This window comes from Roseateles sp. P5_D6 (assembly GCF_054049415.1).
The window spans coordinates 368,299-392,463 of sequence record NZ_JBFUMK010000003.1 but is presented as its reverse complement, the minus strand read 5'-3'; the positions used below and the strand labels follow the sequence as shown (position 1 = coordinate 392,463).

Annotated in this window: 22 protein-coding genes; 12 read left to right on the top strand and 10 right to left on the bottom strand. The window is 68.8% G+C overall.

What is annotated here, in order from left to right; genetic code table 11:
* Positions 1-23: 23 nt before the first annotated feature.
* Entirely contained in the window at positions 24-1,295 is a 1,272-nt protein-coding gene (locus ACXJKM_RS05815; RefSeq protein WP_056200271.1) for a glycerophosphodiester phosphodiesterase family protein, read from the bottom strand.
* A 182-nt stretch (positions 1,296-1,477) separates the two neighbouring features.
* Here ACXJKM_RS05815 and ACXJKM_RS05810 point away from each other — a divergent pair, with 182 nt between their 5' ends.
* Complete coding sequence (locus ACXJKM_RS05810; protein WP_457350891.1) at positions 1,478-3,253, top strand: S8 family peptidase; 1,776 nt, start codon at positions 1,478-1,480, stop codon at positions 3,251-3,253.
* A 9-nt stretch (positions 3,254-3,262) separates the two neighbouring features.
* Here ACXJKM_RS05810 and ACXJKM_RS05805 read toward each other — a convergent pair whose 3' ends face one another.
* From ACXJKM_RS05805 to ACXJKM_RS05790, 4 genes are read right to left on the bottom strand one after another with little or no spacing between them, the layout of a single operon-like run.
* Complete coding sequence (locus ACXJKM_RS05805) at positions 3,263-4,522, bottom strand: glycoside hydrolase family 10 protein (protein WP_457350889.1); 1,260 nt, start codon at positions 4,520-4,522, stop codon at positions 3,263-3,265.
* 4 nt (positions 4,523-4,526) lie between these two features.
* Entirely contained in the window at positions 4,527-5,741 is a 1,215-nt protein-coding gene (locus ACXJKM_RS05800; protein ID WP_457350887.1) for an acyltransferase family protein, read from the bottom strand.
* Positions 5,738-7,018 (bottom strand): MFS transporter, encoded by a 1,281-nt coding sequence (locus ACXJKM_RS05795; protein ID WP_457350885.1) that lies wholly within the window; start codon positions 7,016-7,018, stop codon positions 5,738-5,740. Before ACXJKM_RS05795 ends, ACXJKM_RS05800 begins: the two co-directional genes overlap by 4 nt.
* Positions 7,015-7,896 (bottom strand): N-acetylmuramic acid 6-phosphate etherase, encoded by an 882-nt coding sequence (locus tag ACXJKM_RS05790; RefSeq protein WP_457350883.1) that lies wholly within the window; start codon positions 7,894-7,896, stop codon positions 7,015-7,017. The genes ACXJKM_RS05795 and ACXJKM_RS05790 overlap by 4 nt, the downstream gene beginning before the upstream one ends.
* Before the next feature lie 226 nt (positions 7,897-8,122).
* On the opposite strand from ACXJKM_RS05790, the gene bufA2 reads away from it, so the two are divergent.
* The 3 genes from bufA2 to ACXJKM_RS05775 all read left to right on the top strand — a co-directional run bounded on the left by bufA2 (position 8,123) and on the right by ACXJKM_RS05775 (position 10,114).
* Entirely contained in the window at positions 8,123-8,377 is a 255-nt protein-coding gene (gene bufA2, locus ACXJKM_RS05785) for a BufA2 family periplasmic bufferin-type metallophore (protein ID WP_056200244.1), read from the top strand.
* 133 nt (positions 8,378-8,510) lie between these two features.
* Positions 8,511-9,332, top strand: a complete 822-nt coding sequence (gene bufB, locus ACXJKM_RS05780) for an MNIO family bufferin maturase (protein WP_457350881.1) — start codon at positions 8,511-8,513, stop codon at positions 9,330-9,332.
* Positions 9,329-10,114, top strand: coding sequence for an HvfC/BufC family peptide modification chaperone (locus tag ACXJKM_RS05775; RefSeq protein WP_457350879.1), 786 nt, complete (start codon positions 9,329-9,331; stop codon positions 10,112-10,114). The genes bufB and ACXJKM_RS05775 overlap by 4 nt, the downstream gene beginning before the upstream one ends.
* Here ACXJKM_RS05775 and ACXJKM_RS05770 read toward each other — a convergent pair.
* Entirely contained in the window at positions 10,096-10,968 is an 873-nt protein-coding gene (locus ACXJKM_RS05770; protein ID WP_457350877.1) for a hypothetical protein, read from the bottom strand. The genes ACXJKM_RS05775 and ACXJKM_RS05770 overlap by 19 nt on opposite strands.
* 95 nt (positions 10,969-11,063) lie before the next feature.
* Between ACXJKM_RS05770 and ACXJKM_RS05765 the strand changes: the two genes are divergently transcribed.
* The 3 genes from ACXJKM_RS05765 (at position 11,064) to ACXJKM_RS05755 (ending at position 13,523) form a co-directional block, all read left to right on the top strand.
* Entirely contained in the window at positions 11,064-11,600 is a 537-nt protein-coding gene (locus tag ACXJKM_RS05765) for a peroxiredoxin (protein WP_082532814.1), read from the top strand.
* 207 nt (positions 11,601-11,807) lie between these two features.
* Complete coding sequence (locus ACXJKM_RS05760) at positions 11,808-13,202, top strand: amidase (RefSeq protein WP_457350875.1); 1,395 nt, start codon at positions 11,808-11,810, stop codon at positions 13,200-13,202.
* 9 nt (positions 13,203-13,211) lie between these two features.
* On the top strand, positions 13,212-13,523 hold the full coding sequence (locus tag ACXJKM_RS05755) for a putative quinol monooxygenase (RefSeq protein ID WP_457350873.1): 312 nt from the start codon (positions 13,212-13,214) through the stop codon (positions 13,521-13,523).
* Here ACXJKM_RS05755 and ACXJKM_RS05750 read toward each other — a convergent pair.
* On the bottom strand, positions 13,510-14,994 hold the full coding sequence (locus ACXJKM_RS05750; RefSeq protein ID WP_457350871.1) for a hypothetical protein: 1,485 nt from the start codon (positions 14,992-14,994) through the stop codon (positions 13,510-13,512). The genes ACXJKM_RS05755 and ACXJKM_RS05750 overlap by 14 nt on opposite strands.
* Positions 14,991-15,470, bottom strand: a complete 480-nt coding sequence (locus tag ACXJKM_RS05745; RefSeq protein ID WP_056200222.1) for a hypothetical protein — start codon at positions 15,468-15,470, stop codon at positions 14,991-14,993. The genes ACXJKM_RS05750 and ACXJKM_RS05745 overlap by 4 nt, the downstream gene beginning before the upstream one ends.
* Positions 15,471-15,524: 54 nt before the next feature.
* Between ACXJKM_RS05745 and ACXJKM_RS05740 the strand changes: the two genes are divergently transcribed.
* Positions 15,525-16,145 carry a glutathione S-transferase N-terminal domain-containing protein gene (locus tag ACXJKM_RS05740; protein WP_056201277.1) on the top strand — a complete coding sequence of 207 codons (621 nt, stop codon included), beginning with the start codon at positions 15,525-15,527 and terminating at the stop codon, positions 16,143-16,145.
* A 42-nt stretch (positions 16,146-16,187) separates the two neighbouring features.
* Here ACXJKM_RS05740 and sppA read toward each other — a convergent pair whose 3' ends face one another.
* A complete protein-coding gene (gene sppA / locus ACXJKM_RS05735; RefSeq protein ID WP_457350869.1) occupies positions 16,188-18,068 on the bottom strand; it encodes a signal peptide peptidase SppA in 1,881 nt (626 codons plus the stop codon).
* 344 nt (positions 18,069-18,412) lie between these two features.
* Here sppA and ACXJKM_RS05730 point away from each other — a divergent pair, with 344 nt between their 5' ends.
* On the top strand, positions 18,413-20,071 hold the full coding sequence (locus ACXJKM_RS05730; RefSeq protein ID WP_457350867.1) for an FMN-binding glutamate synthase family protein: 1,659 nt from the start codon (positions 18,413-18,415) through the stop codon (positions 20,069-20,071).
* A gap of 128 nt (positions 20,072-20,199) precedes the next feature.
* Positions 20,200-20,847, top strand: a complete 648-nt coding sequence (locus ACXJKM_RS05725) for a response regulator (protein ID WP_056200213.1) — start codon at positions 20,200-20,202, stop codon at positions 20,845-20,847.
* Here the strand turns inward: ACXJKM_RS05725 and ACXJKM_RS05720 are convergent.
* Positions 20,844-21,467, bottom strand: a complete 624-nt coding sequence (locus ACXJKM_RS05720; protein ID WP_457324626.1) for a glutathione S-transferase family protein — start codon at positions 21,465-21,467, stop codon at positions 20,844-20,846. The two genes, ACXJKM_RS05725 and ACXJKM_RS05720, sit on opposite strands and share 4 nt — an antisense overlap.
* A 426-nt stretch (positions 21,468-21,893) precedes the next feature.
* Between ACXJKM_RS05720 and ACXJKM_RS05715 the strand changes: the two genes are divergently transcribed.
* Positions 21,894-23,081: a YjgN family protein gene (locus tag ACXJKM_RS05715; RefSeq protein WP_056200210.1), complete on the top strand. Its 1,188-nt coding sequence runs from the start codon at positions 21,894-21,896 to the stop codon at positions 23,079-23,081.
* Entirely contained in the window at positions 23,081-24,106 is a 1,026-nt protein-coding gene (locus tag ACXJKM_RS05710) for a M48 family metallopeptidase (protein ID WP_457350865.1), read from the top strand. Before ACXJKM_RS05715 ends, ACXJKM_RS05710 begins: the two co-directional genes overlap by 1 nt.
* Positions 24,107-24,165: the final 59 nt, after the last annotated feature.

The following is a 24,165-nucleotide window of genomic DNA, read 5'->3' as shown; positions in this document are numbered from 1 at the left end:
CGGCGAAGCCGGTAGGGGGTGGGCTATTTTTGCCCGGTGCAGTTGGCGTAGAAGCTGACGGTGGCCGGCCAATCCGAGAACACGCCGATCACGCCGACCTGCTCGGCCAGCACGTCCAGCATGCGGAACATGTCGCCCTCGCGGGTGATGGCGCTGTCATAGGTCTGGTAGTAGGAGCCGTTGTTGCCGTCGGCCAGGATGCCGCTGCGCTCCAGCGACCAGGTGATGATGTCCAGGCCGGCGGCCCTGGCGTTGCGCGCGTATTGCGAGGGCAGCAGGTTGCCGCTGGTGTCGGCGGCCAGCAGCACCCACAGCGGCGGCGCGACGATGCGCACGCCTTGGGCGCGGTAGGCCTTGAGCTGCTCGGCGGTGGGCACGTCGGCGGGCACGTTGGCGTCATCGAGGTAGACGGCCTGGCGGCCAAAGGACGGCTCGTTCTTGACCCAGTACAGGATGTCGTTGAGGTCGAAGCTTTGCGCCCACACGTCTCGCGCCGGCACGCCCGCGGCCTTGTGTTCGTCGATCATCTTCTGCGCATAGGCGGCCTGCGTGAAGCCGTCAAAGGGCATGACGACGCTGGGTGCCTTCAGCTCGGGCGTCATCTTCACGCCGAGCTGCTTGAACAAGGCGATGGCTTCCTTCAGCGTCAGCAGCGTGCCGCTGGTGGGGCCGGCGTAGAGGTCGGTGCGGAAGTTCGGCGTACCGGCCATGTACTCGGCCACCGTGCGGCCGCGCGGGTTGAAGGCGTCCATCTTGCCGCGCAGCGTCTTGAACTCGGCCAGCGTCAGCTCACTGGTGCGGCATTCGGCCGCAGCGGGTGCGATGAGGGTGCCGGCGGCGTCGAAGGCGGCCGGCGTGAAGGGCTTGATGCATTTGCTCGCCAGCGGCGTGGTGAGGATGTTGGTGGTCGTGTGCAGGTCGTTCTGCGCATGGCGGCAGACCAGCTCCTTGTCCTTGGTGAAGGTCACGTCGCACTCGACGATGCCGGCGCCCATGCGTGCGGCGGCCTCATAGCTCTCCTTGGTGTGCTCGGGGAACTGCAGCGGCGCGCCGCGGTGGCCGATGGAGAACAGCGTGGGCCTGTAGCTTTCGCGCGAGGCGGCGCAATGCTGCAGGCGCTTCTTCAGCGGGCTGTCGTTCATCTCGTTGACGAGGAAGAAGGGGCGCGGGCCCAGTTGCACGCTGGCGATGCCGGTGTTGCCGCCGCGGCGGTCGCCATCGGCATCGTGGGCCCAGGCGGGCAGGCTGGCGGCGGCAAGCAGCAGCAGTGCGAGGCGGGTGAAGGTGCGGCGCATGGATGTCTCCGTTGGTTCAAGCACGGCAGGCTAGGCAGCCGCCGTGAAGCCGGCATGACAACGGCGCCCGGGCGCGCAAGCTAGGGGGCGCGCGCAACAAACGAAACCAACCGCGTGCGCCGCTGAAGCGGGGCTGCAACGGGCGCTGTCGAGCATGAGGGTTCTTTGACACGGAGCCTTCCATGCACCCGACCTACAAGCCTTTCGCCCTCAGCTTCATCGCCGCCGCACTGTTGAGCGTGATGAACCCGGCCTCCAGCCAGACCCAGGCCCGCACAGAGCCGCAGGCCGCCGGCCTCATCATCAAGTTCAAGGACGGCAGCCGCACGCCGGTGGCCGCCAAGGCGGCGCTGCAGGGCTTTCGGGCCATGAGCGAGGCGCGCGGCCAGCGCGTGGCCTTCGATCGCGAGAGCGCACTGGGCCATCGCGTCATCCGCCTCGCCCAGCGCGTGCCGGCCAGCGCACTGGCCCAACTGGCACGCGACATCCAGCTGTCGGACCCGAGCATCGAGTCCGTCGAGATCGACCACGTCATGCAGCCCACCTTCACGCCCAACGACACGAACTGGGCCAACCAGTGGGACATGAGCGACCCGACCGGTGGCATCAACGCGCCCAAGGCCTGGGACATCGGCATGGGCTCCGGCGTGCGCGTGGCGGTGCTGGACACCGGCGTACTGCCGCATGCCGACATCGCGGCCAACCTGCTGCCGGGCTATGACTTCATCACCGACAGCACCCGCGCCGGCGACGGTGGCGGGCGCGACAGCAATGCCGGCGACCCCGGCGACAACGTCACAGCCAACCAGTGCGGCGCGGACAAACCGGCCCAGAACAGCAGCTGGCACGGCACCCACGTCGCCGGCACCATCGCCGCCGTGGGCAACAACGCGCTGGGCGTGACCGGCGTGGCGCCCAAGGCCAGGATCGTGCCGGTGCGCGTGCTGGGCAAATGCGGTGGTGCTACGTCGGACATCGCCGACGGCATCGTCTGGGCCGCGGGCGGCTCGGTCGCCGGCGTGCCGGCCAACGCCAACCCGGCGCTGATCATGAACCTGTCGCTGGGCGGCGAGGCGGCCTGTGCCAGCATCACGCAGTCGGCCATCAACTACGCCTACAACAAGGGGGCGGTGATCGTTGTCGCGGCCGGCAACGACAACCAGGACGTCGCCAAGCAGACGCCGGCCAACTGCAAGCATGTGATGGCCGTGGCCGCGACGAACAAGGTCGGCGCGCGCTCCAGCTATTCCAACTACGGCGACATGGTGGACATCGCGGCGCCCGGCGGCGACGCGACCTACGGCAACGTGCTGTCGCTGTCCAACTCCGGCATGAGCGGCCCGGTGGCCGACGGCTACAGCTGGCTGCGCGGCACGTCGATGGCGGCGCCCCATGTCGCCGGCGTGGCCGCGCTGATGGCGGCCGTCAACTCGACGGTGCTGCCGTCGGACATGGCCTCCTTGATGCGGTCCACCGCGCGCGCCTTCCCGGGCAGCTGCACGGGTTGTGGTGCCGGCATCGTCGACGCCGAGCAGGCCATCATTGCGGCGCGCGGCTTGCGCCTGGAGAGGGAGCCCAACGACACGCTGGCCCAGGCCCAATACCTGAACGTGTTCCCGGCGCGGGTGCGCGGCACGCTGCAGCCGGCCTACCCGCAGTTCGTCGACATCTACGCGGTCAACCTGGCCGCTTCGACGACGCTGCAGACCACGCTGACGCTGGACCCGCCGACGCTGCTGGATATCTTCTCCTTCAACGCGACGATGGAGCTGCTGGACGCCAGCGGCAAGCTGATCAAGGCCGGCGCCATCATCAACGGCAAGACCGAGGTCAACTACTTCAACGCGACGGGCAAGACGATGGCCGTCTACCTGCGCGTGAAGAGCACCTCGTCGTCGCTGAGCACCAGTGACCGCGGCTATGAGGTGCAGCTGCGCAAGATTGCCTACGCGTTCTGAGCCCGGCGTTCAGGGCGCCGCGTAGGGGCCGCTGCGCAAGGCGTCGGCGATGCCCTTGCGGTTCTGCGACAGCGCCGCCATGCTGAAGTGGATGTGGCCGCTGCCCGGCGAGGCGCGCCGGATGATGTCGATCTGGGCCAGCACCTCGTCGGGCTGCCAGCTCTTGTCGGTGTCGTTGATGCGGCTGGTGAACAGGCCCGGATGGATGGGCCGGCCCAGCGGGTTGGACGCGCGCCAGGCCTGCAGCAGCGGCTCGAAGGACTGGGCCGTCTGCGAGCGCGGCCAGTAGAGCTGGGGCGCGAGATAGTCCATCCAGCCCTCGCGCAGCCACAGCTCCACGTCGGCATAGAGCTTGTCGTACTGGCTGAAGCCACTGATGCCGGCCGGGCGGGCGTCGGGCTTGGGAATGCCGAAGGGGCTGACGCCGACGCGCGTGCCGGGGCGCACTTCATGGGCCAGCGCGTACAGGCGCTGCACCAGCGTGTTGACGTTGTAGCGGCGCCAGTCGTGGCGGCCCAGCGAACCGCCCTTGGCCGTGTAGCGCTGCCAGCTCGGTTCGTCCGGGAAGTCGACCTCCTGCTTGGTGGCCGGATCGTTGATGGGATAGGGGTAGAAGTAGTCGTCGATGTGGATGCCGTCGACGGCATAGCGGCTCAGGATGTCGCGCGCCACGGCCAGGGTCTGCTCGGCAGCGGCGGGCTCGCCCGGGTCCATCCAGAGCTGGTCGCCATAGCGCTTGACCCAGTCGCGGCTGCGGCCGATGTGCGTCTCGGCCAGCGCGGATTTGGCCGTGCTGTGCCGGGCGCGGTAGGGGTTGATCCAGGCATGCAGCTCCAGGCCGCGGGCGCGAGCCTCAGCCAGCCAGACGGCCAGCGGGTCGTAGCCGGGGTGCTGGCCCTGGGTGCCGGTGAGGTATTCGCTCCAGGGTTCCAGCTTGGAGTCGTAGAGGGCATCGGCGCTGGTGCGCACCTGCAGGATCAGCGCGTTAAGGCCGATGCGCACGGCGGTGTCGCACAAGGACTTGATCTCGGCCTGCTGCGCTTCAGCGCTCAGGCCAGGCTTGCTGGGCCAGTCGATGTTGGCGACGGTGGCGATCCAGGCGGCGCGCCATTCGCGCGGCGGCGGGGTCAGCACGGTGGCGGCCGATGCTGCGGGCGCTGGCGGCGTGGCCGCCAGCGCTGCCTCGCCCGGCGGCACGGGGGCGGGCGCCGTGGCGCAGGCGGAAAGCAGCGGAACGGAGGCGAGGCTGAGCAGGTCGCGGCGTTTCATGGCATCAGACTTTCATAAACCAGCGCTTGCGATGCATGAGCCAGGCGATGGCGTACATGCAGAGCACGAAGGCGAAGGCGTGCAGCAGCGAGGCGTTCTTCGGTGCGAGGCCCGAGTCGCGCAGTGGTGCGTACAGCGCGCGGCCGAGGCTGGCGCCGTCGGCAAACTTGACGGTGTAGAGCGTCTTGGCAACGAGGCCCGACAGCGCGAACAGGAAGAGGGCGTTCATGCCGAAGACGACCAGCGGGTGGAACACGCGCGCCCAGCGCTGGCGGGCCAGCGGCTGCGGCATGGCGTCCAGCAGCCAGTAGAAGACGGCGAAGACGAGCAAGGCCCAGCCGGCCATCGCGAAGACGAAGGACGGCGTCCACAGCGACTTGTTGATGGGCATCAGCAGCGCGTCGAGCACCTGGCCCAGCCACAGCGAGGCCAGGCCATAGAGCACCCAGGTCATGGCCTTGTCGGCGGGCTGCCTCTTGGAGGCCAGCACATAGCCGGCGAGCACGCCCAGCAGTTGGGTCGACACGGCAGGCAACGTCGACAGCAGGCCCTCAGGGTCCCAGACCTTGGCCTGCTTCCACAGGTGGCCGTCCAGCAACAGGCGGTCCAGCCAGGAACCGGCATCCTTGCCCGGATCCAGCAGGCCGACGTGGACGATGCCGTCTGCGTCGGGCACCGGCAAGCAGAGCTGTATTGCCGAGTAGATGGCCATCAGCAGCACGGCCCACAGCGCCACGCCGCGTGCGCCGCACCAGATGACGATGGGCGCCGCGGCCAGCGTGCACAGGCCCAGGCGCTGCAGCACGCCGGGGATGCGCAGGGTCTCGAAATTGAAGCTGGGAATCAGGTTGAGCAGCAGGCCGATGCCGATGATGACCAGCGCCCGGCGTGACGTGCTCAGCAGCAGCGCCGTCTTGTTGGCGCCGGCCTGCGCGCGGCGCGCGAGGCTGAGCGTCATCGCCATGCCGGAGATGAAGACGAAGAAGGGGAAGACCCAGTCCGTGAAGGTCCAGCCGTTCCAGTGCGCGTGCAGCAGCGGCGCGTAGACGTTGCCCCAGTCGCCGGGGTTGTTGACCAGCAGCATCGCCGCGATCGCGAAACCGCGGAAGGCGTCCAGTGAGAGGATGCGCCCCTCGGTCGCCGGGTACGGCGTCCGATCCCCCGAGGGGATGTCGCCCGCCTTGGGGCGGCCCGGCGGCGGGCGCGCGCGGTCCTTCATGCCTCGGCCTTCTTGCCGAAGCCTTCCGGCACCTTGATCAGCGCCGCCATGATGAAGCTCGGCAGCGTGGCCACCAGCACCCAGGCGAAGAAGGGCACATAGCCGATGTGGTCCTGCAGCCAGCCGCTCCACATGCCGGGAATCATCATGCCCAGGGCCATGAAGCCGGTGCAGATGGCGTAGTGCGCCGTCTTCTGGGCGCCATCGGCGACGTGGATCATGTACATCAGATAGGCCGTGAACCCGAGGCCGTAGCCGAACTGCTCGACGGCCAGGGCGCTGCTGATGACGGCGAGGCTGGTTGGATGCGTGATGGCCAGCAGCAGGAAGGCGACGTTGGGCACATGCATGGCCAGCACCAGCGGCCACAGCGCGCGCTTCAGGCCGATGCGGGAGATGACCCAGCCGCCGGCCAGGCCACCCAGTGTCAGTGCCGTCAGGCCGACCGTGCCATAGGCGATGCCAACGGCCTTGGTGGACAGGCCCAGGCCACCCTTGTCGACGGGGTCGAGCAGGAAGGGTGAAGCGAGCTTGAGCAGCTGTGCCTCGGGGAAGCGGTAGAGCAGCAGGAAGCCCAGCGTGATGGCGATGCCGGGCTTTTTGAAGAAGCTGGCGAACACGGCCATGAATTCGGCTGCCAGCCCGCGTGCCGCGCTGCGGCCAGGGCCTTGCACGTCGGCCGCAGGCCGGGGCAACACGAGCGCATGCCAGGCCGCCAGCAGCACGAACAGCCCGCCCAGCAGCCAGAACACCCAGGTCCAGGCTTGCACGACGCTGCCGCTGCGCTCGGTCAGCTCACCGGCGAGATAGACCAGGCCGCCCTGGCCGCCGATGTTGGCGAGGCGATAGAAGGTCGAGCGCACGCCCACGAAGGCGGCCTGCTGGTGCTGCGGCAGGGCCAGCATGTAGTAGCCGTCGGCCGCGATGTCGTGCGAGGCGGACGCGAACGCCATCAGCCAGAAGACCGCGAGCGACAGCTGGAAGACCTTGTCGGTCGGGATCGTCAGCGCCACGCCGGCCAGCGCCGCGCCGACGAAGAACTGCAGCACCGTGACCCAGAGCCGCTTGGTGCCGAACAACTCGGCCAACGGCGACCACAGCGGTTTGATGACCCAGGGCAGGTAGAGCCAGCTGGTGTAGAGGGCGATGTCGGTGTTGGAGATGCCGAGGTTCTTGTAGAGCACCACCGACAGCGTCATGACGACGACGTACGGAATCCCCTGGGCGAAGTAGAGCGTCGGGATCCACGCCCAGGGCGAGCGTTGCTGGGTGTTCACGCAGCCAGTGCCCGGCTCACGCTGCCATCGACCTTGTCCAGCAAGGCCTGCGCCTCGCGCGCATCGACACCGCGCTTGAGCATCACCAGCGCCGTCTTCACATGGTGGTCGCATTGCGCCAGCGCAGCCTGCGCATCGGCCTCACTCGCGCCCGAAGCGCGCACGGTCAGCGCCACCGCCCGCTTGACGAGCTTCACGTTGGTCGCCTTCAGGTCCACCATCAGGTTGCCGTAGACCTTGTTGAGCCGCACCATCAGGGCCGACGAGAAGGTATTCAGCGCGATCTTCTGCGAGGTGCCGGCCTTGAGGCGCGTGCTGCCGGAGATGACCTCGGCGCCGGTGTCCAGCACGATGCCGATCTCGGCCTGCTGGGTGACCGGCGCGCCGGGGTTGTTGGCAAAGCCGATGGTCAGCGCGCCGGCTGCGCGGGCGGCCTCAATGGCACCCAGCACATAGGGCGTGCCGCCGGACGCGGCCAGCAGCAGGGCCACGTCGTTGGGGCCGGGGTTCAGCGCGTTCAGGTCGGCGGCACCCTGGGCGCGGTCGTCCTCCGCGCCCTCAACGGCGACAAACATCGCGCCCTGGCCGCCGGCGATGACGGCAACGGCCCGTTCCCGTGGCCAGGAAAAGGTGGGGTAGAGCTCCACGCTGTCCAGCACGCCGAGCCGCCCGGAAGTGCCGGCGCCGGCATACAGCAGCCGGCCGCCGGCGCGGATGCGCGGCAGTGCGGCGTCCACGGCGGCGGCGAGCTGAGGCGCGGCGGCTTTGACGGCTGCGACGGCATCGACCTGATCGGCGATGAATGCATCCAGCAGTGCCGGCGTGGCGTAAGTGTCCAGGTCGGGATGCCGGGTGCTCGGGGTTTCGGTGTTCAGCATGGGGATCGGAAGCGAAGCTGACGGACTCTAGCGGCTGGCGCCGGACCATGACGAATGCCACGCGCCATTGCAGTCATAACGTCAGGTAATCAGAATCTGCCTGTCGGTTGTAAGGAGTTGGGCATGGCCCCCGACAGAAGCTGGCAAGTCGATGTCGGATGCATCCGGAATCGGCCTGTGGTGAAACCTCTCACATTCATCCACCTTTATCTCCTGGAGACTCGATATGAACGCATCCCTCAAGACTGGCCTGGGCATCGCTGCCGCCGCTGCTGCCCTGTTCGCCACCGCCGTGCCGACGACCGCCATGGCCGCCGACGGCATGGTCAAGTGCTCCGGCGTGAACGGCTGCAAGGGCACTTCCGAGTGCAAGACCGCCAAGAGCGACTGCAAGGGCCACAACGGCTGCAAGGGCCAGGGCTGGGTCAGCAAGAAGAGCGCTGACGAGTGCACCAAGGCTGGCGGAAAAGTCGAGAAATAAGCCCACCCCCGAGACGCTCACGCGTCTCCCCCTCAAGGGGGCGCAGCCAGTGGCCTGGCAAAGCCAGATCCACGGCTGCCGCTTGATGAGGCGCGAGCACCTTTCGGTGCCGCGCCGTTTCCTTTTTCTCGCCATGACCCACATCCAAGGCTTTGGCCTCGGCTTGCGCGTCGAGCATTACGCGGCCTTCGAGGCGGGCGTGGATGCCGCCGTGCGGCCCGACTGGCTGGAGATCATTTCCGAGAACTACATGGTGCCCGGCGGCCCGCCGATGGCGCATCTGGAGCGCATCCGGGCGGACTACCCGCTGGTCATGCACGGCGTGTCGCTGTCCGTGGCAGGGCCCGCACCGCTGGACCTGGGCTATCTGCGCGAATTGAAAGCGCTGGCGGACCGGCTTGAACCCGGCTGGGTGTCCGACCACCTCTGCTGGAGTGCCGACGCCCACAGCCAGCTGCACGACCTGCTGCCGGTGCCGCTGACGCGAGCGGCGCTGGACCATGTGGGCGGCCGCATTGCCCAGGTGCAGGACATCCTCGGCCGGCCGTTGGTGCTGGAGAACGTGTCCAGCTATGTGCGCTTCGCGGCCGACGAGATGACGGAGTGGGACTTCATCGCCCAGTTGCTCAAGGCCACCGGCGCCCAGTTGCTGCTGGACGTCAACAACGTCTATGTTTCGGGCCGCAACCACGGCTTCGACCCGATCACCTACCTGGACGTCATCCCCGTCGAGCCCGTGCGCCAGATCCACCTCGCCGGCCACGAGGACCGTGGCGACATCGTCATCGACACCCACGACCACCCGGTGCGTGACGAGGTCTGGGCGCTGTACCAGCATGCCGTGAAGCGCTTCGGCGCGGTGCCGACGATGATCGAGCGCGACGACCACATTCCGCCGCTGGAAAGCCTGCTGGCCGAACTGGCCGTGGCCCGCCGCCTGGCGACCACCTCATGAGCGTCATCCAGCAACAGCGGCGGCTGGCCGCTGCGATCCGCGACGGTGCCGACGCGGCCGACCTGCTCGCTGGCGACTACGCGACAGGCCTGGAGGTCTACCGCCATGCCTATCAGGCCCGCCTCGTGGCGGCGCTGACCGACAACTACACCGTGCTCGCCCGGGCATTGGGCGACGAGGCTTTCGAAGCCCTGGGCCAGGCCTATCTCGCCGCGCGGCCCAGCCAGCACCCGTCGATCCGCTGGTTCGGCCATGAGCTGGCCGACTTCATGGCCGCGGCAGACGATGAACTCGTGCCCCATGCCAGCCTGATCGATTTCGCGCGCATGGACTGGGCTCTGCGTGGCGCCTTCGATGCCGCCGAGGCGCCGGTGCTGGAGCCGGCCTCGCTGGCCGCGCTGAGCCCCGACGACTGGGCTGGTCTGGTGCTGCACCTGCAGCCCAGCGTGCTGCGCGTGGTGCTGGCCTACGCCATCGAGCCCGCCTGGCGCGTGCTGCGTGAGTGGGAGCCGGAGTCCGGCGACGACCAACCCGAGCTGCCTGAGCCGGTGGCGCATGAACACACGCTGCTGGCCTGGCGCCAGGCCGGCGAGACCCGCTGGCGCTCGCTGGAGCCGSTGGAGGCCGCTTTGCTGGGCGCGGTGGCCGAGGGCTTGCCGTTCGCGCAGCTCTGCGAGCGCGCCGCCCAGGTGCTGGGCGACCCCGAGGCCGCAGCGCCCGCCGTCGTCGGCGCCCTGCAGCGCTGGCTCGCCGACAGTCTGCTTCAGGAGCGCGCGTCGTAGACCAGCGGGTGGCTGGCCTGGCGTTCGCCGAGCAAAGTACCGTGGCCGTTCATCGTCGGCGCAATGGTGCCGCGAGAGGATTTGGTCCAGGTCACTGTGAGCTCGCAACGGCTGACGGCCGCGGTCTTGGGATCGCTGTTGTTGGCATTGCGGCTGGCGATGTTGAGGTTGTCGTCCACCAGAGCCGGCTCCAGTCGGTAGCCGCCCGCCACGCTGCCCTCGATGCGTGCGCCCAGATTCTCGTTCTTGACCGTGAAGCTGCTGCCATCGCTGCGGCTGCAGCTGCCGCTGCCCGTGGCGACGGCGTCGTTCACGCCGGACAGGTTCAGCCGCACCGGCAGGGCGGCGCCGCTGCGTGTCAGCAAAGGGTTGCCAGTGGGCTGCAGCACCGTGAAGCCGACGGGCAGCGTGACCTGGCTCACATGGCGCACACCGGCCCGCGTGAACACCAGCTGCACCACCGGCTGGGCGCTCGCGGCGGCCAAGCTGGCGGTGTAGCCCAGACGCTCGCCGTCGGGATTGCTCATCGTCACCTCGGGGCCGCCGTCGACGCTGACCGACAGGCGCTCATCCGGCGCCATCAGCACCGTCGTCAGTACGTTGGCGGACTTGCCGAGGAAGCCGTCCACCACCACGCGGTTGTCGCCCGTTGCCTGGGCCGCGCTGAAGCGAGGGCTGATCTCGTCGACGTTCAGCGTCGAGGATTCGGTGCAGTTGCGCAGGCCGCACACGATGCCGTCGGCCATGGCACCGACGACGTCAGCGACGTCGTGGCCTACGCCGCCACAGCCTGCCATGGCGAGCAGGGAGAACAGCAGGGGCGCCGTCACGCGGCAGCAGGAGGAAAAGGTCATCGGTACACCTTGAATTTCGAGCGAGTGGATACTAGGCGCAAGCCGGCTTTGGTTGTTGGTGCCGGCCCCGTGATTGTTCACCTGTTGGAGTCGTTATGTCGTCGCGCCTTGCTCCCCTGTTTGCCTCGCTATCCCTGCTGCTGGCCCTGCCAGGCCACGCCGCCCTCAGCGTCGGCGCTCCGGCCCCCGACTTCAGCACTGACGCCGCCGTCGGCGGCCAGTCCTTCAAGTTCAAGCTGGCCGAGGCCCTCAAGCAAGGCCCGGTGGTGCTGTACTTCTATCCCAAGGCCTTCACCAGCGGCTGCACCGTCGAGGCCCACCAGTTCGCCGAGGCGACCGACAAGTTCAAGGCGCTGCACACGACGGTCATCGGCATGTCCAACGATGACATCGAGACGCTGAAGAAGTTCAGCGTCGAGGCCTGCCGCAACAAGTTCGCCGTCGCGGCCGACGCCGGCGGCAAGGTCATCAAGGACTACGACGTCACGCTGAAGATGGTGCCGGGCACCATGGCCGACCGCGTGTCCTATCTGATCGGCACCGATGGCAAGGTCGCTGCTGTGCATGCCAGCATGAACCCGGACGGCCACATCGACGCGATGCTGAAGGCGGCTCAGCAACTGAAGAAATGATTGCCGGCCCGGAAACGGCGGTTGTGCGCGTCCGAGGGGCTGGCGAGGCGGGTTGCCCGCAAGGCGAGACGACGCAGCGGGCTCGTGCCCGCAAGGAAGAACAACGCAGCCGGCAGCCCGAAGCGCCAGACCAGCGGACGTGCAGCGCTGGTGATCGAAGTGGCATGCGAGGCTGGCAAGCGGTCTTGTCGAAGCGTCAGGCCTGCGATGAGTAGCGAGCGGTCAACTGCCGTTTTCGGGCTGGGGGCGGCCGAGCTGATCGCCGCCTACCGCAGCGGCGAACTGTCGCCCGTCGAGGTGATGGGCGCCGTGCTGTCCCAGGCCGGCAAGCGTGAGGGCGAACTGCACGCACTGTGCGCCATGGATGCCGAGGGCGCTTTGGCCGCGGCCCGCGCCAGCGAGGCGCGCTGGCGTGCCGGCACTGCGCTGGCGCTGGACGGCGTGCCGGTCACGCTGAAGGAGAACATCGCCGTGCCCGGCGCGAGCTACCGGCTGGGCACTGCCGCGACGGCGGATGACGCGACTGCCGACTTCGAGGCTCCGCCCGCCGCGCGGCTGCGCGAGGCCGGTGCCATCGCCTGGGCGCGCACCACCATGCCCGACTACGGCATGCTGAGCTCGGGCCTGTCCAGCCTCTATGCCGAGCCGGCACGCAACCCCTGGAACGTGGCGATGACGCCTGGTGGTTCCAGCGCTGGTGCCGCGGCGGCGGGTGCGGCCGGCTATGGCCCTCTGCACCTGGGCACGGACATTGGCGGCTCCATCCGGCTGCCGGCCGGCTGGTGCGGCCTGGTCGGCCTCAAGCCCAGCCATGGCCGCGTGCCCATCAAGCCGGGCTATGCCGGCCGGGTCGCCGGTCCGCTGACGCGCACCGTCGAAGACGCCGCGCTGATGCTGGCCGTGCTCGCGCAACCGGATGCGCGCGACCCGACGCAGCTGCCGCCGGGCTCGGTCGCATCGCGGCCGCTGGAACTGCATGGCCTGCGCATCGGCCTGATGCTCGATGCGGGCTGGGGCGATGCCGTGCAGCCGGAGGTCGATGCGGCGGTGGTCGCGGCGGCGCGCGTCTTCGAGCAGGCCGGCGCCATCGTCGAGCCGCTCGCCCCCTTCACGACGCGCGAGATGGCCGACGGCATCGACCGTTTCTGGCGCATGCGCTCCTGGCTGGACATCTCCGCCCTCGCCCCCGAGCAGCGTGCCAAGGTGCTGCCCTACATCCTCGGCTGGGTCGCGCCCGCGGCCGGCTACGACGGCGGCACGGTCTTTCGCGGCTACAGCCAGATGCAGGCCTTGCGCGAGGCGGCCAATGCGGCCTGCGAGCCTTTTGACTTCGTGCTGTCGCCCGTCGCGCCCATGCCGGCCTACCCGGCCCACCTGGCCAGCCCGCTGCACGACCCGGCGCGGCCCTTTGAGCACATCGCCTTCACGCTGCCGTACAACATGAGCGAGCAGCCGGCCCTGTCCATCAATGCGGGCTATACGTCGACCGGCTTGCCGATCGGGTTGCAGATCATCGGCCGGCGCTTCGACGACGCTGGCGTGCTGGCCTTGGGCGCAGCGTGGGAGCGGTTGCGACCCGAGCAACGCCCCTGGCCTTTCTGAAAGTCGCCCATGATCCTCGTTCTTGGCCACATCACCACGCACCCCGAACACTTCGAAGAGGTGCTGCAGCTGAGCCGGCAGCATGTCGAGCGCTCACGCGTCGAGCCGGGCTGCCTGGCTCATGACGTGCATCGCGATACAGAGAACCCGCTGCGCCTCGTCTTCGTCGAGCAGTGGAGCGACATGGCTGCGTTGCAGGCCCACTTCCGTGTGCCGGGCACGCGCGAGTTCGCCAAGGCGCTGGTGACGATGGCCTCCGAGCCGCCGGGGCTGCAGTTGTTCGACGCCAAACTGGCGCCAGGCAGCGTCAGCGCCGCTTGACGAACCCGAGCAGCGCCGCCATCGGCAGCACCGAGCGCGGCCGGTAGGGCAGGCGCCATAGGCCGCCGTGGTTGGCGGTGTGCACGAGCAGCTTGAGTGGGTGGGCGAAGTCGCGCGGCGCCGTGCGCAGCTGGTGCACCCACATCGCGGCCATCAGCGCATTCGTGGTCGCCGGCGCAAAGACCTCGACGCCAAAAGCCTTGGCGCCGCGAAAGCCCGCTGCCAGCAGCGGATTGGAGACAACTGAGGCCGTCGTGGTGCTGGGCGCCACGTTGAAGGCGACGCGGTGCCCATCGGCGCGGGCCACCAAGGCGCGCCACTGCTGCAGCCGCTTGGCCAGCGCGTAGTTCGGGCCCTGTTCGACGACCAGCGCGTCGACCAGGCCCCATTTCCCAGAGTCTCTGCCGAAGTCACCAGCGTCGATCAGCCCCTCGATATGCGGAGCGAAGCCGCGGCCGCCGCTGCCCAGACGCGCACCGAACTGGGCCAGCTTCTTGACGAGGCCACGCTCGGCATAACGGCGCATGACGTCGCGCGCCAGCTGCTCCGGCACGGCGAAGACATCGGTCGGCGTGGCCATGTAGGCGAGCTGGGTGCGGGCGTCGGCGGCGCACAGCGTCGCGCTGATGGCGTCCATCGCCAGGGACACGCGCACATGGCGCTCGCCATCCAGGTAGGCGAGGTTGGCCACGCTCAGCGGTTGATTCAGCGACGCCAGCCAGGCGGCGATATCCGGCGTGTCGGCCAGCAGGTCGGCGCCGGCATGGGCGACGTCCAGCGGCTGGCCCGGCGCGACGGGCGCGATCAGCGTGGCATTGCCGGCGGCGACGATGGCGGCAATGCGCTTCCAGGTCGCGGCGCGGGCGAGGTCGATGCCGACGAGATTGGCGCGCCACTTCGCCAGCCAGGCCAGCGGCCCGGCCTCGCTGCCGGCGCCGAGCAGCACGAGGTGCTGGTCGGACAGGTCGAACCATTCGGGGTGGGCCAGGCAGTCGCGCAGCGCGCCCGCGTGGGCGGCCTCGCAGATGCCGCCCTTCTCCCAGCGGTCGATCTGGCGGGCGAGGGCATCGCCATGCAGCTCGCGGCCCTGGTGGGGCACGGTCCAGCGAGCGGGTGCCGCATCGCCGCTGCCGCGCAGTTGCAGCGTTTGCAGGCGGCGCTGGGGCGTGTTCATTGCGTCGGCCAGAGCGTGGGCTTGGCCGGCGCGCATGAAGGGCAGTTCGCGCCAGGCCGCGGCGAGGCCGGCGCGTGCCGAAGCGACGACACCCCCGGGCCGGGCCGCTTGAGCTTGCACCAGGGCGCACCAATGGGCGGGGTAGGCGTGGCGCCAGTCGTGTTCGGCGGCGACGGCATCGGCCGCGGTTGCGTCCAGCCCACGCAGGGCGGCCGCGATGATGCGCTGGCCCGGCGCGCCGGTGGCACGCTTGCCTTTGGCGTCGAGGGGCCATTGCAGGCCGGGCGCGTCTGTCATCGGCGCACTGGCGGCTCTTGCGTCGGCAGGCCGGCTGCGGCCAGGTCGGCGTTGACCAGGGCCCAGGCGGACTCGAAGTTGTCGGCGCGGCGCACCGGGCGGCTGGCGCGCCAGATGTCCATCAGCGCCGGCAGGCGCTCGATGCCGGGGATGCCGGGGCGCACCAGGAAGACGGTGGACAGGGAGACGATGCCGCGCGAACCGAAGGCATCGATGCTGGCGCGCAGCTCCTGCAGCGCATCGGCGTCCATCTGCAGGCTGCCGCGGATCTCGAGCAGGTCACCGAAGCGGCGGTCGGCCGGCAGGCGCTTGCCGGCCAGCGCGACGGCGCGCTTGACGGCTGCCATCAGCGGTGCGTCGAAAGGTCCTTCGGCGATCGACACCATGACGCGGCCATGCACGCCCACGCTGACGCGGCCGAAGCTGGGCTTGACGACCGGATGCCGGGAAGGGGGAAGCGAGGGGCCGGGGCTCATGATGTGAGACGATTTTGCATGCTCGAGAGCACGCTCGATGAAGGAGTCATGGCAATGTTGACCTTGTACGGCACCAAGGGTTCGGGTTCGGCGGTCATCGAGGCGGCGCTGGCGCGCGCCGGCCTGGCTTACACGACCGTGGACGCAGCCTCGTGGAACCCCGGGCCCGGGCGCGATGAGCTGCTGCGCGTGAATCCGCTGGGGCAGATTCCGACGCTGGTGCTGGCCGACGGCACGGTGCTGACGGAGAGCGCCGCCATCCTCATCCACCTGGGCCTGACGGTGCCGCCGGGGTTGCTGCTGCCCGCCGACGCCAGCGCGCGGGCGCGCGCCATCCGAGGCCTGGTCTATGTGGCGGCCAACTGCTATGCGGCCATCAGCGTCATCGACTACCCCGAGCGCTGGTGCGAGCCCTGCGACGACGCGATGAAGGCGCAGATCCGCGCCGGCACGCGGGCCCGCCTGCACGAGCACTGGCGGCTGTTTGCCGACCAGTTCGAGATCGGCTTCGAGGCCGGCGTGCCCGGCGCGCTGGAGCTGCTGGCCACGGTGGTGTCCAAGTGGTCGGGGTCGCGGCCCTTCCTGCAGGCCGAGCGGCCGAGCTTCTTCGCCCAGTTGCTGCGCGTGGAGCAGCATCCCGAGGTGGCTGCAGTGTTCCAACGCCACTGGCCATGAAGCGGGGGCTGGCAGACGCCGGCCAGTTAATCGGTTCGCAGGTCAGGGAGCACCGCACAGGCAGTGCACGGCGGCGGCCTTGTCCCACTGGCCGCGGGCGGCGAACTGCGACAGATCCTTCAGCATCGCCAGCTCCTCGCGCACCGGCGCGGGCAGGGCGTCCAGGCCCAGCGAGCTGCCGATGGCCGCGGCGATGGACGGCGCCAGTGTGTCGGTCAGCGACGCCAGCAGCCGCTCGCTGCGGCTGAGGTCGCGCTCCACATAAGCCAGGCGCGGCTTCTCGCCCTCCTTGACCTCAAGCTTGGCCAACTGGACGGCCGTCTGCACGGCATCGTCGAAGCTGCCCAGGCGGTCGACGAGGCCGCGCTCCTTGGCTTGCGAGCCCGTCCAGATACGGCCCTGCGCGACGGCATCAATTTTCTCCGGCGTGCTCTTGCGCGCCTGGGCCGCGAGGCTGGTGAAGCGGCCATAGATGTTGTCGATGCTGGCCTGCACGGTGGCCTGCAGGCGCGGGTCCAGCGGGCGGCGCGGGTCGTAGCCGCCGGCCAGCCAGGTGGTCGTGACGCCGCCGGTGTGCAGCGACAGCTTGTCCATCAGCCCTTCGGCGGTGGGCAGCATGCCGAACACGCCGATGCTGCCGGTGATGGTGCCGGCGTCGGCGATGACGGTGTCGCTGGCCATGGAGATCCAGTAGCCGCCCGAGGCCGCCACGTCGCCCATCGACACGACGACTGGTTTGCCGGCCTTGCGGGTCAGCTCCAGCTCGCGGCGCAGGATCTCGGAGGCGAAGGCGCTGCCGCCCGGCGAGTTCACGCGCAGCACGATGGCCTTGATGGCCTCGTCCTCGCGGGCCTTGCGGATCAGGCGGGCCGTGGAGTCGCCACCAATGCGGCCCGGGCCGGCATCGCCATCGACGATCTCGCCCTCGGCCACGACGATGCCAATGCCGGGCTGCAACTTGTTGGGCGTGCCGGCGTCCTTCACATAGGCCAGGTACTGGTTCAGCGAGATCTGGCGGAAGCTCTTGCTGTCCTCGTCCTTGGCGCCCTTGGCAATGAGCAGTTCGCGCATTTCGTCGCGCGTCTTCAGGCCGTCGACCAGCTTGGCCTGCAGGGCCAGCTTGGCCGTGTCGCCCTGCGTGGCGGCAAGCAGTTGCGGCAGCCCGGCGATGTCCTTGGCGATGCTGCCCGCCTCCAGTTTGCGTGCGGCCTCGATGCTGCCGGTGAAGCCGCTCCACAGCTCGCCATAGACCAGGCCCTCGGACTCCAGCGTCGCGGGGCTGGGGCCATTGGCCGTGTAGGTCTCGGCAAAGTTCTTGTAGGTGCCGACCTTGATGACGTGCGGCGTCACGCCGATGCGGTCCAGCGCGTCCTTGTAGTAGGTGCGGTAGCGGCCAAAGCCTTCGATGCCGACCATGCCCATGGGATGCAGATAGACCTCGCCGGCCTGGGCGGCGAGGAAGTAGCCGCGCTGGCTGTAGCTGTCGGCATAGGCCAGCACCGGCTTGCCGCTCTGCTTGAAGCGCTGCAGCGCGCTGACGACCTCGTGCAGGCCGGCCAGACCTGCGCCTTGCAGCTCCTCGACGTCCAGCAGCAGGGCGCTGATCTTGTCATCCTTGGCGGCCTGGTCGAGCACGGCGAGCACGTCGCGCAACCGTGTCTGGTGCGGCACGCTCTGGCCGCGGGCCTGGGCTGCCAGCTGCTCGCGCGGGCTGCCGGAAAACTGTTCGACGAGGCTGCCGTCGAGCTTGAGCACCAGCGTCGTCTTGTCGGCCAGCGGCTTGGGGCCGCGCGTCGCCACGGCGGTGACGAAGATGACGAGGAGCAGCAGGACGAAGAGATTCATCAGTGCGCGGCGCGTGCCGTCAAGCAGCCACCAGGCCTTGGAGAACAGCCAGCCCAGCGTGGAGAAAAAGGACTTCATCGACAGCTACCTTGAGGGTTGATGCGGGCAATTGTGAGGTCAGGAGCCTGAGCGGCAGCGGGCGTGGCCCGCGCCGAGGCGATTTGCGGGGCCAGGCCAGGCGCCGGCGAGGCGTGGGTAGGGACCCACAACGAGCCGGTAACGCCGCATGGCCCCGCAAATCGCTCGGCCCTCCGGGTTGTGACTGGCAAGGGCGCAGGCGTTGTTGCTCGTCGTTGCGGGTACGCACCCGCTGCCTCCTCGCGCCTAGCCTGCGCCCTTGCCAGTCACAACGCGGGCCACGCCCGCTGCCGCTCAGGCTCCTCCGGCCTTAGCATCCGTCGGTCACGGTTTAAGGACCCCTCATGCTTGCCTGGCCCAGCTGGACACGACGCATCAACGAGTATTTCCCGCTGCGCTATCTGACGTGGATGCTGTGCGGCCTGTTCGCGCTGTTCTTCGCCATCGGTTGGATGGGTGGGCTCGTCGACGGCGTGCTGGTCGTCGTCTTCCTGGGCCTGACGTTGCTCGGCCTGCGCGATACCCGCCAGACGCGTCATTCCATTCTGCGCAACTATCCCGTCATCGGCCATCTGCGCTTCCTGCTGGAGTTCATCCGCCCCGAGATCCGCCAGTACTTCCTGGAGGGCGACAACGATGCCGCGCCGTTCTCGCGTGCCCAGCGCTCCATCGTCTACCAGCGCGCCAAGGGCGAGGCCGACCAGCGCCCTTTCGGCACCCAGCTGGACGTCAGCGCGCGCGGCTATGAATGGATCAACCATTCCCTGGCGCCGACCCATCTCACCAGCCACGACTTCCGCATCACCATTGGCGCGGGCCGGGCCCAGCCCTATTCGGCCAGCGTCTTCAACATCTCGGCGATGAGCTTCGGCGCGCTCAGCGCCAACGCCATCCTGGCGCTGAACAAGGGCGCGAAGCTCGGCGGCTTCGCCCACGACACGGGCGAAGGCTCGATCAGCGCCCACCACCGCGTGCATGGCGGCGACCTGATCTGGGAGATTGGCTCGGGTTATTTCGGCTGCCGCAATGACGATGGCAGCTTCAGCCCCGAGCGCTTCGAGGCCGCTGCCCGCGACCCGCAGGTCAAGATGATCGAGCTCAAGCTCAGCCAGGGCGCCAAGCCCGGCCACGGCGGCGTGCTGCCCGGCCCGAAGGTGACGGCGGAGATTGCGGCCGCACGTGGCGTTCCCGAGGGCGTGGCCTGCATCTCACCGGCCCGGCACAGCGCCTTCTCGACACCCATCGAGATGATGCAGTTCATCGACAGGCTGCGCACGCTGTCGGGCGGCAAGCCCACCGGCTTCAAGCTTTGCATCGGCCACCCCTGGGAGTGGTTCGCTGTGTGCAAGGCCATGCTGGAGACAGGCATCACGCCCGACTTCATCGTCGTCGACGGTGCCGAAGGCGGCACGGGCGCCGCGCCGCTGGAGTTCACCAACCATGTCGGCGCGCCGGTTCAGGAGGGCCTGCTGCTCGTGCACAACTCGCTGGTCGGATTGAACCTGCGCGACAAGATCAAGATCGGCTGCGCCGGCAAGGTCACGACCGCCTTCGACCTGGTGCGCCTGATGGCGCTGGGCGCCGACTGGTGCAACGCCGGGCGCGGCTTCATGTTCGCTCTGGGCTGCATCCAGGCCCAGGCCTGCCACACCGGCCATTGCCCGACGGGCGTGACCACGCAGGACCCGGTGCGCCAGCGCGCCATCGTCGTGCCCGACAAGGCCCAGCGCGTCGCCAACTTTCACCAGGGCACGCTGAAGGCGCTGAAGGAACTCGTCGAGGCCGCCGGCCTGTGCCACCCGCAGGAAATCACGGCTCAGCACATCGTGCACCGCCTGGACAAGCACGAGGTCAGGTTGCTGGCCAACCTGCTGCCTTTCGTGGAGCCGGGTTCGCTGCTGCGCGGCGACATGAGGCACAACACCTTCAGGATCTACTGGCCGCTGGCCAGCGCCCACAGCTTTGCGCCCCAGGGCGCCATCGAGCGCACCGCTGCCGCGTGAATCTCGGGCCGGGCGCCTGGCGATCCCCTCCTTGGACGAGGGGCCCGCGCCCGCGGGGGATGGCGCCTACAAGTTAGGGGGACGGCGACCAAAACGCGCACAATGCGCAGCGGTTACATCCGCGCATCATGCCCACCGTCTATCTCCTCCGTCTCAGCGAGCCCACGCTGCAGCGCACGCGCTCGCTGCTGCTGCAGGCCGACGGCGTGGAGCTGGCCGGCAGCAGCACCCTGCTGGCCGACGCGCTGGACGAACTCGCCGCGCTGGCGCCCGACATCGTCGCCAGCGACCTGCGTCTCGTCGACAGCCATGCGATGCGTGTCGCCCATGAACTCGGCCGCCTGCCGGTGCGGCCCCAGCTGCTGCTGCTGACGCCGACGGCCGATGACCTGCAGCTGTTCGCCGCGCTAAGTGCCGGCGCCAATGCCTATCACGTGGACGACGGCAGCGGTGCCGGCCTCGTCCAGGCGCTGACTCGCCTGCATGAACGCCGCTCCATGTTCAACCCTCAGCTGGCCCGCCAGGCCCTGGCGGCATTCGGCATCGAGCGCAGCCCCATCGTCACGGCCCGCCAGGCCGCAGCGCCGCTGGATGCCAGCCCCGCCGGCCGCCAGATCGACCAGGCCAGCCGTCATCTGCTGACGCTGCTGGCGCAAGGCCTGCTACTGGCCGAGATCGCGACGCTGTGGAAGCTGGACGTTGCCGAGATCGAGCGCCGCATCTGGCGCCTGGTGCGTCTGCTGCATGTGCGTTCGCGGGAACTGCTGATCGCCTAGGCCGGCACGGTGTCCGCAAAGCTCTGGCGCTGGGACAGCTTGTCCATGTGGCGAGCCAGATTGGGGTAGTCCTCGCGCCAGTTGATCTCCGGGAAGCGGAATTCCAGCCAGCCCAGGGCGCAACCGACGGAGATGTCGGCGAGCGAGAAATGGTTGCCCGAGCACCAGGCCTTCTCGCCCAGGCCCTGGCTCATCGCGGCCAACGCGGCGTTGACCTTGGTCAGCTGACGGTCAATCCAGGCCGGGCTGCGCTGCTCCGCGGGGCGGTGCGCCCAGGTGCGCTCCAGGCGCACGAGGATGCCGGCATCGACGACGCCATCGGCCAGGGCCTCCCAGGTGCGCACCTCGCAGCGCTCGCGGCCGCGCTCGGGGATCAGCTTGCCCACGGGTGACAGCGTGTCCACGTACTCGACGATGACGCGCGAGTCGAAGACGGCACCGGTGATCGAATCCTGGCCTTCCATGACCAGGCAGGGCACCTTGCCCAGCGGGTTCATCTTCAGGATGGCGTCGCTGCCCCAGACGTCTTCAAGCACCAACTGGTAATCGAGCTTCTTCTCGGCCATCACGATGCGAACCTTGCGCACGTAAGGGCTGGCGAGAGAACCGATCAACTTCATCGTCATAGGGCAGGCAAGGGGATCACAAGTCGAAACGATTCTAGCGAGCGCTTCTTGGCGGACTGCCCGTGAAAAAGGCCTGTCGGCTGGGGCCGACAGCCACCGCAAGCAGGGGTTGCCAGTAGGGAGGGCGCCCTGCACAGTGCTGCCGCTCAGACACCGGCGCCGTCCCCGGAAGCCGGGACAAAGGACATCCGAGGGAGGATGAATGCTTGATTCCGACACGACCGCGACGACTCGGTCCAGGTCTTTTTCGGCTTCGTTCTCAAGCCACCCGGGCGACGAAGAGCGCATCGCCTTCTTCAGGCAGCCGTAAAAAATCACATCACGGGGCCTGACAAACCAGAGTTGCCAGGCACGCTGGCCACCGCCAAAGTCTCGGCCGGCACGCCGCGCTGAACAGCGGCCCGCTAACAGGGAGATTCCATGCAAGACCTCGACGCCGCGGCCGATGCGGCCCCCGTCGCCACGCCGCCCGCTGCGCCGCGGGTGCTCGACATCCGCTTCACCGGCTCGGGCAGCGAGTATTTCCGCATCTGGTCGGTCAACCTGCTGCTCATCCTCGTCACGCTGGGCCTGTACCTGCCCTTCGCCAAGGCCAGGCGCATCCGCTACTTCTATGCCAACACCCTGGTCGATGGCCAGGCGCTGAGCTTTCATGGCGACCCGTGGAAGATGTTCCGCGGCTTCGTGCTGCTGGTCGTGTTGATGGGTGTCTACAGCGGCGCGGGCCGGCTGTCGCAGCTGGCGGCCTTCATCGCCTTCCTGATCCTGTGCGCCGTCTGGCCGGCCCTGTGGCGGGCCTCGATGCAGTTTCGCCTGGGCAACACCAGCTGGCGCGGCCTGCGCCTGCGCTTCGAGGGGTCGCTGCAAGGAGCCTATCTGGCCTGCGCACCCAGCTATCTGCCGGCCATCGCCATGGTCGCCGGCACCGCGCTGATGGCCTCCGCAGACGCAGGCACGGCCAAGGAGATGACGCCCGCGCTGTGGCTGAACGTCGTCGGCCTGCTGGGCATGATGGTCCTGATGCCTTGGTCGTTGACCCTGTTCAAGCGCTACCAGCACAACGGCTACCGCATCGCCGGACAGCATGCCCGGCTCAAGCTGTCGGTGGCCAAGGTCTATCTGCTCGGGCTGAAGACCATCGGCGTCTCGTTGCTGCCCATGATCGGTTCCGGCGTGCTGATCGCGTTGTTCGTCGCGCTGGGCAGCACCATGCAGCAGAGCATGGGTCGTGTCGTCAGCATGGCCGCGCTGGGCTTTGGGGTGCTGCTCGCCTACCTGCTGTATTTCGCGGTCGTCATGCCCTACAGCGCCGCACGCATGCAGAACCTGGCCTGGAGCGGCACGCGCAGCGAAGCCTTGCGCTTTCGCAGCACGCTGAGCTTCTCGTCCCTGTTCGGCCTGACGCTGAAGAACTGGCTGCTGACCGGACTGACCCTGGGCCTGTACCGGCCCTTCGCGGCGATCGCCACGGCGCGGCTGCGCCTGGAGGCCGTCAGCATCGGCTGCGACGAAGACCCGGCCGACTGGGTGGCCGCAGCCCATGCCGGCCACGCCGACGCGACGGGCGACATCGCCGGCGACTTCTTCGGCATCGACATGGGCCTGTGATGGATGCTTCGCCCCGCCTCGCCGCGGACTGGTTTGATGGGCGCAGCGCCCGCGCGCGGCCCATTGAGGTCTGGATGGACGGTGCGACGCTGCACTTCGGTGAGCAGAGCGCGCCGCTGTCAGGCCTGACCTGGCCCGAACGCCAGCGCCATGGCCAGCGCCAGATCCTGCTGCCTGGCGGCGGCCTGCTGAGCTTTGCCGATGCCACGGCCTTTGATGCCTGGGCGAGCGCGTCCGGTCGCAGTGACAGCGCCATCGTGCAGTGGCAGCAGAGCTGGCTGCTGGCGCTGCTGGCGCTGGTGTTGCTGGCGGCGGGCCTGGCAGCGGGTTGGCGCTGGGGACTGCCGTGGGCGGTCGACACCGCCGTCGACGCGCTGCCCCAATCCGCTGAGCGGACCCTGGGCGAGCATTTGTTGAACGGTCTGGACGGCGATTGGCTCAAGCCGAGCGCCCTCAGCACGGCCCAGCAACAGGTCTGGCAAGACCGTTGGACCAAGGCCATCGCGCGAGCCCGCGCTGACGGTGGGCCGGCGGTGCCGGAGCGCTTCGAGATCCATTTCCGCAACGGGGGCAAGGCGCTGGGACCGAATGCGTTTGCGCTGCCCGGCGGCGACATCGTCATCACCGACGAGTTGCTGGAACTGCTGGCCGACGAACCTGACGCCGTGATGACCGTGCTGGCGCACGAACTGGGTCACGTGCGTCACCGTCACGGCCTGCGGCTGATGCTGCGGGCGGGTGCGGTCGGCGTCGTCGCCTCGGTCATCGTGGGTGACTTCTCCACGCTGCTTGCCGCGGCACCGGCCTTGCTGGCGAGCAACGCCTACTCGCGCGACAACGAGCGCGAGGCTGACCTCTACGGCCGCACGCTGGCCCGGGCCGGCGGCGTGGACACCTCGCGCATGGCCGTGTTTTTCGAGCGTCTGGCCAAGAAGCATGCAACGGTGGACAACAACCCGTTGGCCATCGCGATCTCGTCCCACCCCGCAGACGAGGAGCGCATCGCCTTCTTCAGTCAGCGGTGAACAATCACGTCGCGAGCGGAGCTCGTGACGCGCGCCGGCCATGCCACAGTCACGGGCAG

Bases quoted from the DNA above. Each gene is read 5' to 3' on its own strand.
- ACXJKM_RS05740 (WP_056201277.1), top strand. From the start codon at position 15,525: ATGTTGACCTTGTACGGCACCAAGGGTTCGGGTTCGGCGGTCATCGAG.
- ACXJKM_RS05730 (WP_457350867.1), top strand. From the start codon at position 18,413: ATGCTTGCCTGGCCCAGCTGGACACGACGCATCAACGAGTATTTCCCG.
- ACXJKM_RS05770 (WP_457350877.1), bottom strand. From the start codon at position 10,968: ATGACCTTTTCCTCCTGCTGCCGCGTGACGGCGCCCCTGCTGTTCTCC.
- sppA (WP_457350869.1), bottom strand. From the start codon at position 18,068: ATGAAGTCCTTTTTCTCCACGCTGGGCTGGCTGTTCTCCAAGGCCTGG.
- bufA2 (WP_056200244.1), top strand. From the start codon at position 8,123: ATGAACGCATCCCTCAAGACTGGCCTGGGCATCGCTGCCGCCGCTGCT.
- ACXJKM_RS05755 (WP_457350873.1), top strand. From the start codon at position 13,212: ATGATCCTCGTTCTTGGCCACATCACCACGCACCCCGAACACTTCGAA.
- ACXJKM_RS05805 (WP_457350889.1), bottom strand. From the start codon at position 4,522: ATGAAACGCCGCGACCTGCTCAGCCTCGCCTCCGTTCCGCTGCTTTCC.
- ACXJKM_RS05765 (WP_082532814.1), top strand. From the start codon at position 11,064: ATGTCGTCGCGCCTTGCTCCCCTGTTTGCCTCGCTATCCCTGCTGCTG.
- ACXJKM_RS05800 (WP_457350887.1), bottom strand. From the start codon at position 5,741: ATGAAGGACCGCGCGCGCCCGCCGCCGGGCCGCCCCAAGGCGGGCGAC.
- ACXJKM_RS05810 (WP_457350891.1), top strand. From the start codon at position 1,478: ATGCACCCGACCTACAAGCCTTTCGCCCTCAGCTTCATCGCCGCCGCA.
- bufB (WP_457350881.1), top strand. From the start codon at position 8,511: ATGACCCACATCCAAGGCTTTGGCCTCGGCTTGCGCGTCGAGCATTAC.
- ACXJKM_RS05720 (WP_457324626.1), bottom strand. From the start codon at position 21,467: ATGAAGTTGATCGGTTCTCTCGCCAGCCCTTACGTGCGCAAGGTTCGC.
- ACXJKM_RS05750 (WP_457350871.1), bottom strand. From the start codon at position 14,994: ATGACAGACGCGCCCGGCCTGCAATGGCCCCTCGACGCCAAAGGCAAG.
- ACXJKM_RS05815 (WP_056200271.1), bottom strand. From the start codon at position 1,295: ATGCGCCGCACCTTCACCCGCCTCGCACTGCTGCTGCTTGCCGCCGCC.
- ACXJKM_RS05745 (WP_056200222.1), bottom strand. From the start codon at position 15,470: ATGAGCCCCGGCCCCTCGCTTCCCCCTTCCCGGCATCCGGTCGTCAAG.
- ACXJKM_RS05725 (WP_056200213.1), top strand. From the start codon at position 20,200: ATGCCCACCGTCTATCTCCTCCGTCTCAGCGAGCCCACGCTGCAGCGC.
- ACXJKM_RS05790 (WP_457350883.1), bottom strand. From the start codon at position 7,896: ATGCTGAACACCGAAACCCCGAGCACCCGGCATCCCGACCTGGACACT.
- ACXJKM_RS05715 (WP_056200210.1), top strand. From the start codon at position 21,894: ATGCAAGACCTCGACGCCGCGGCCGATGCGGCCCCCGTCGCCACGCCG.
- ACXJKM_RS05710 (WP_457350865.1), top strand. From the start codon at position 23,081: ATGGATGCTTCGCCCCGCCTCGCCGCGGACTGGTTTGATGGGCGCAGC.
- ACXJKM_RS05760 (WP_457350875.1), top strand. From the start codon at position 11,808: ATGAGTAGCGAGCGGTCAACTGCCGTTTTCGGGCTGGGGGCGGCCGAG.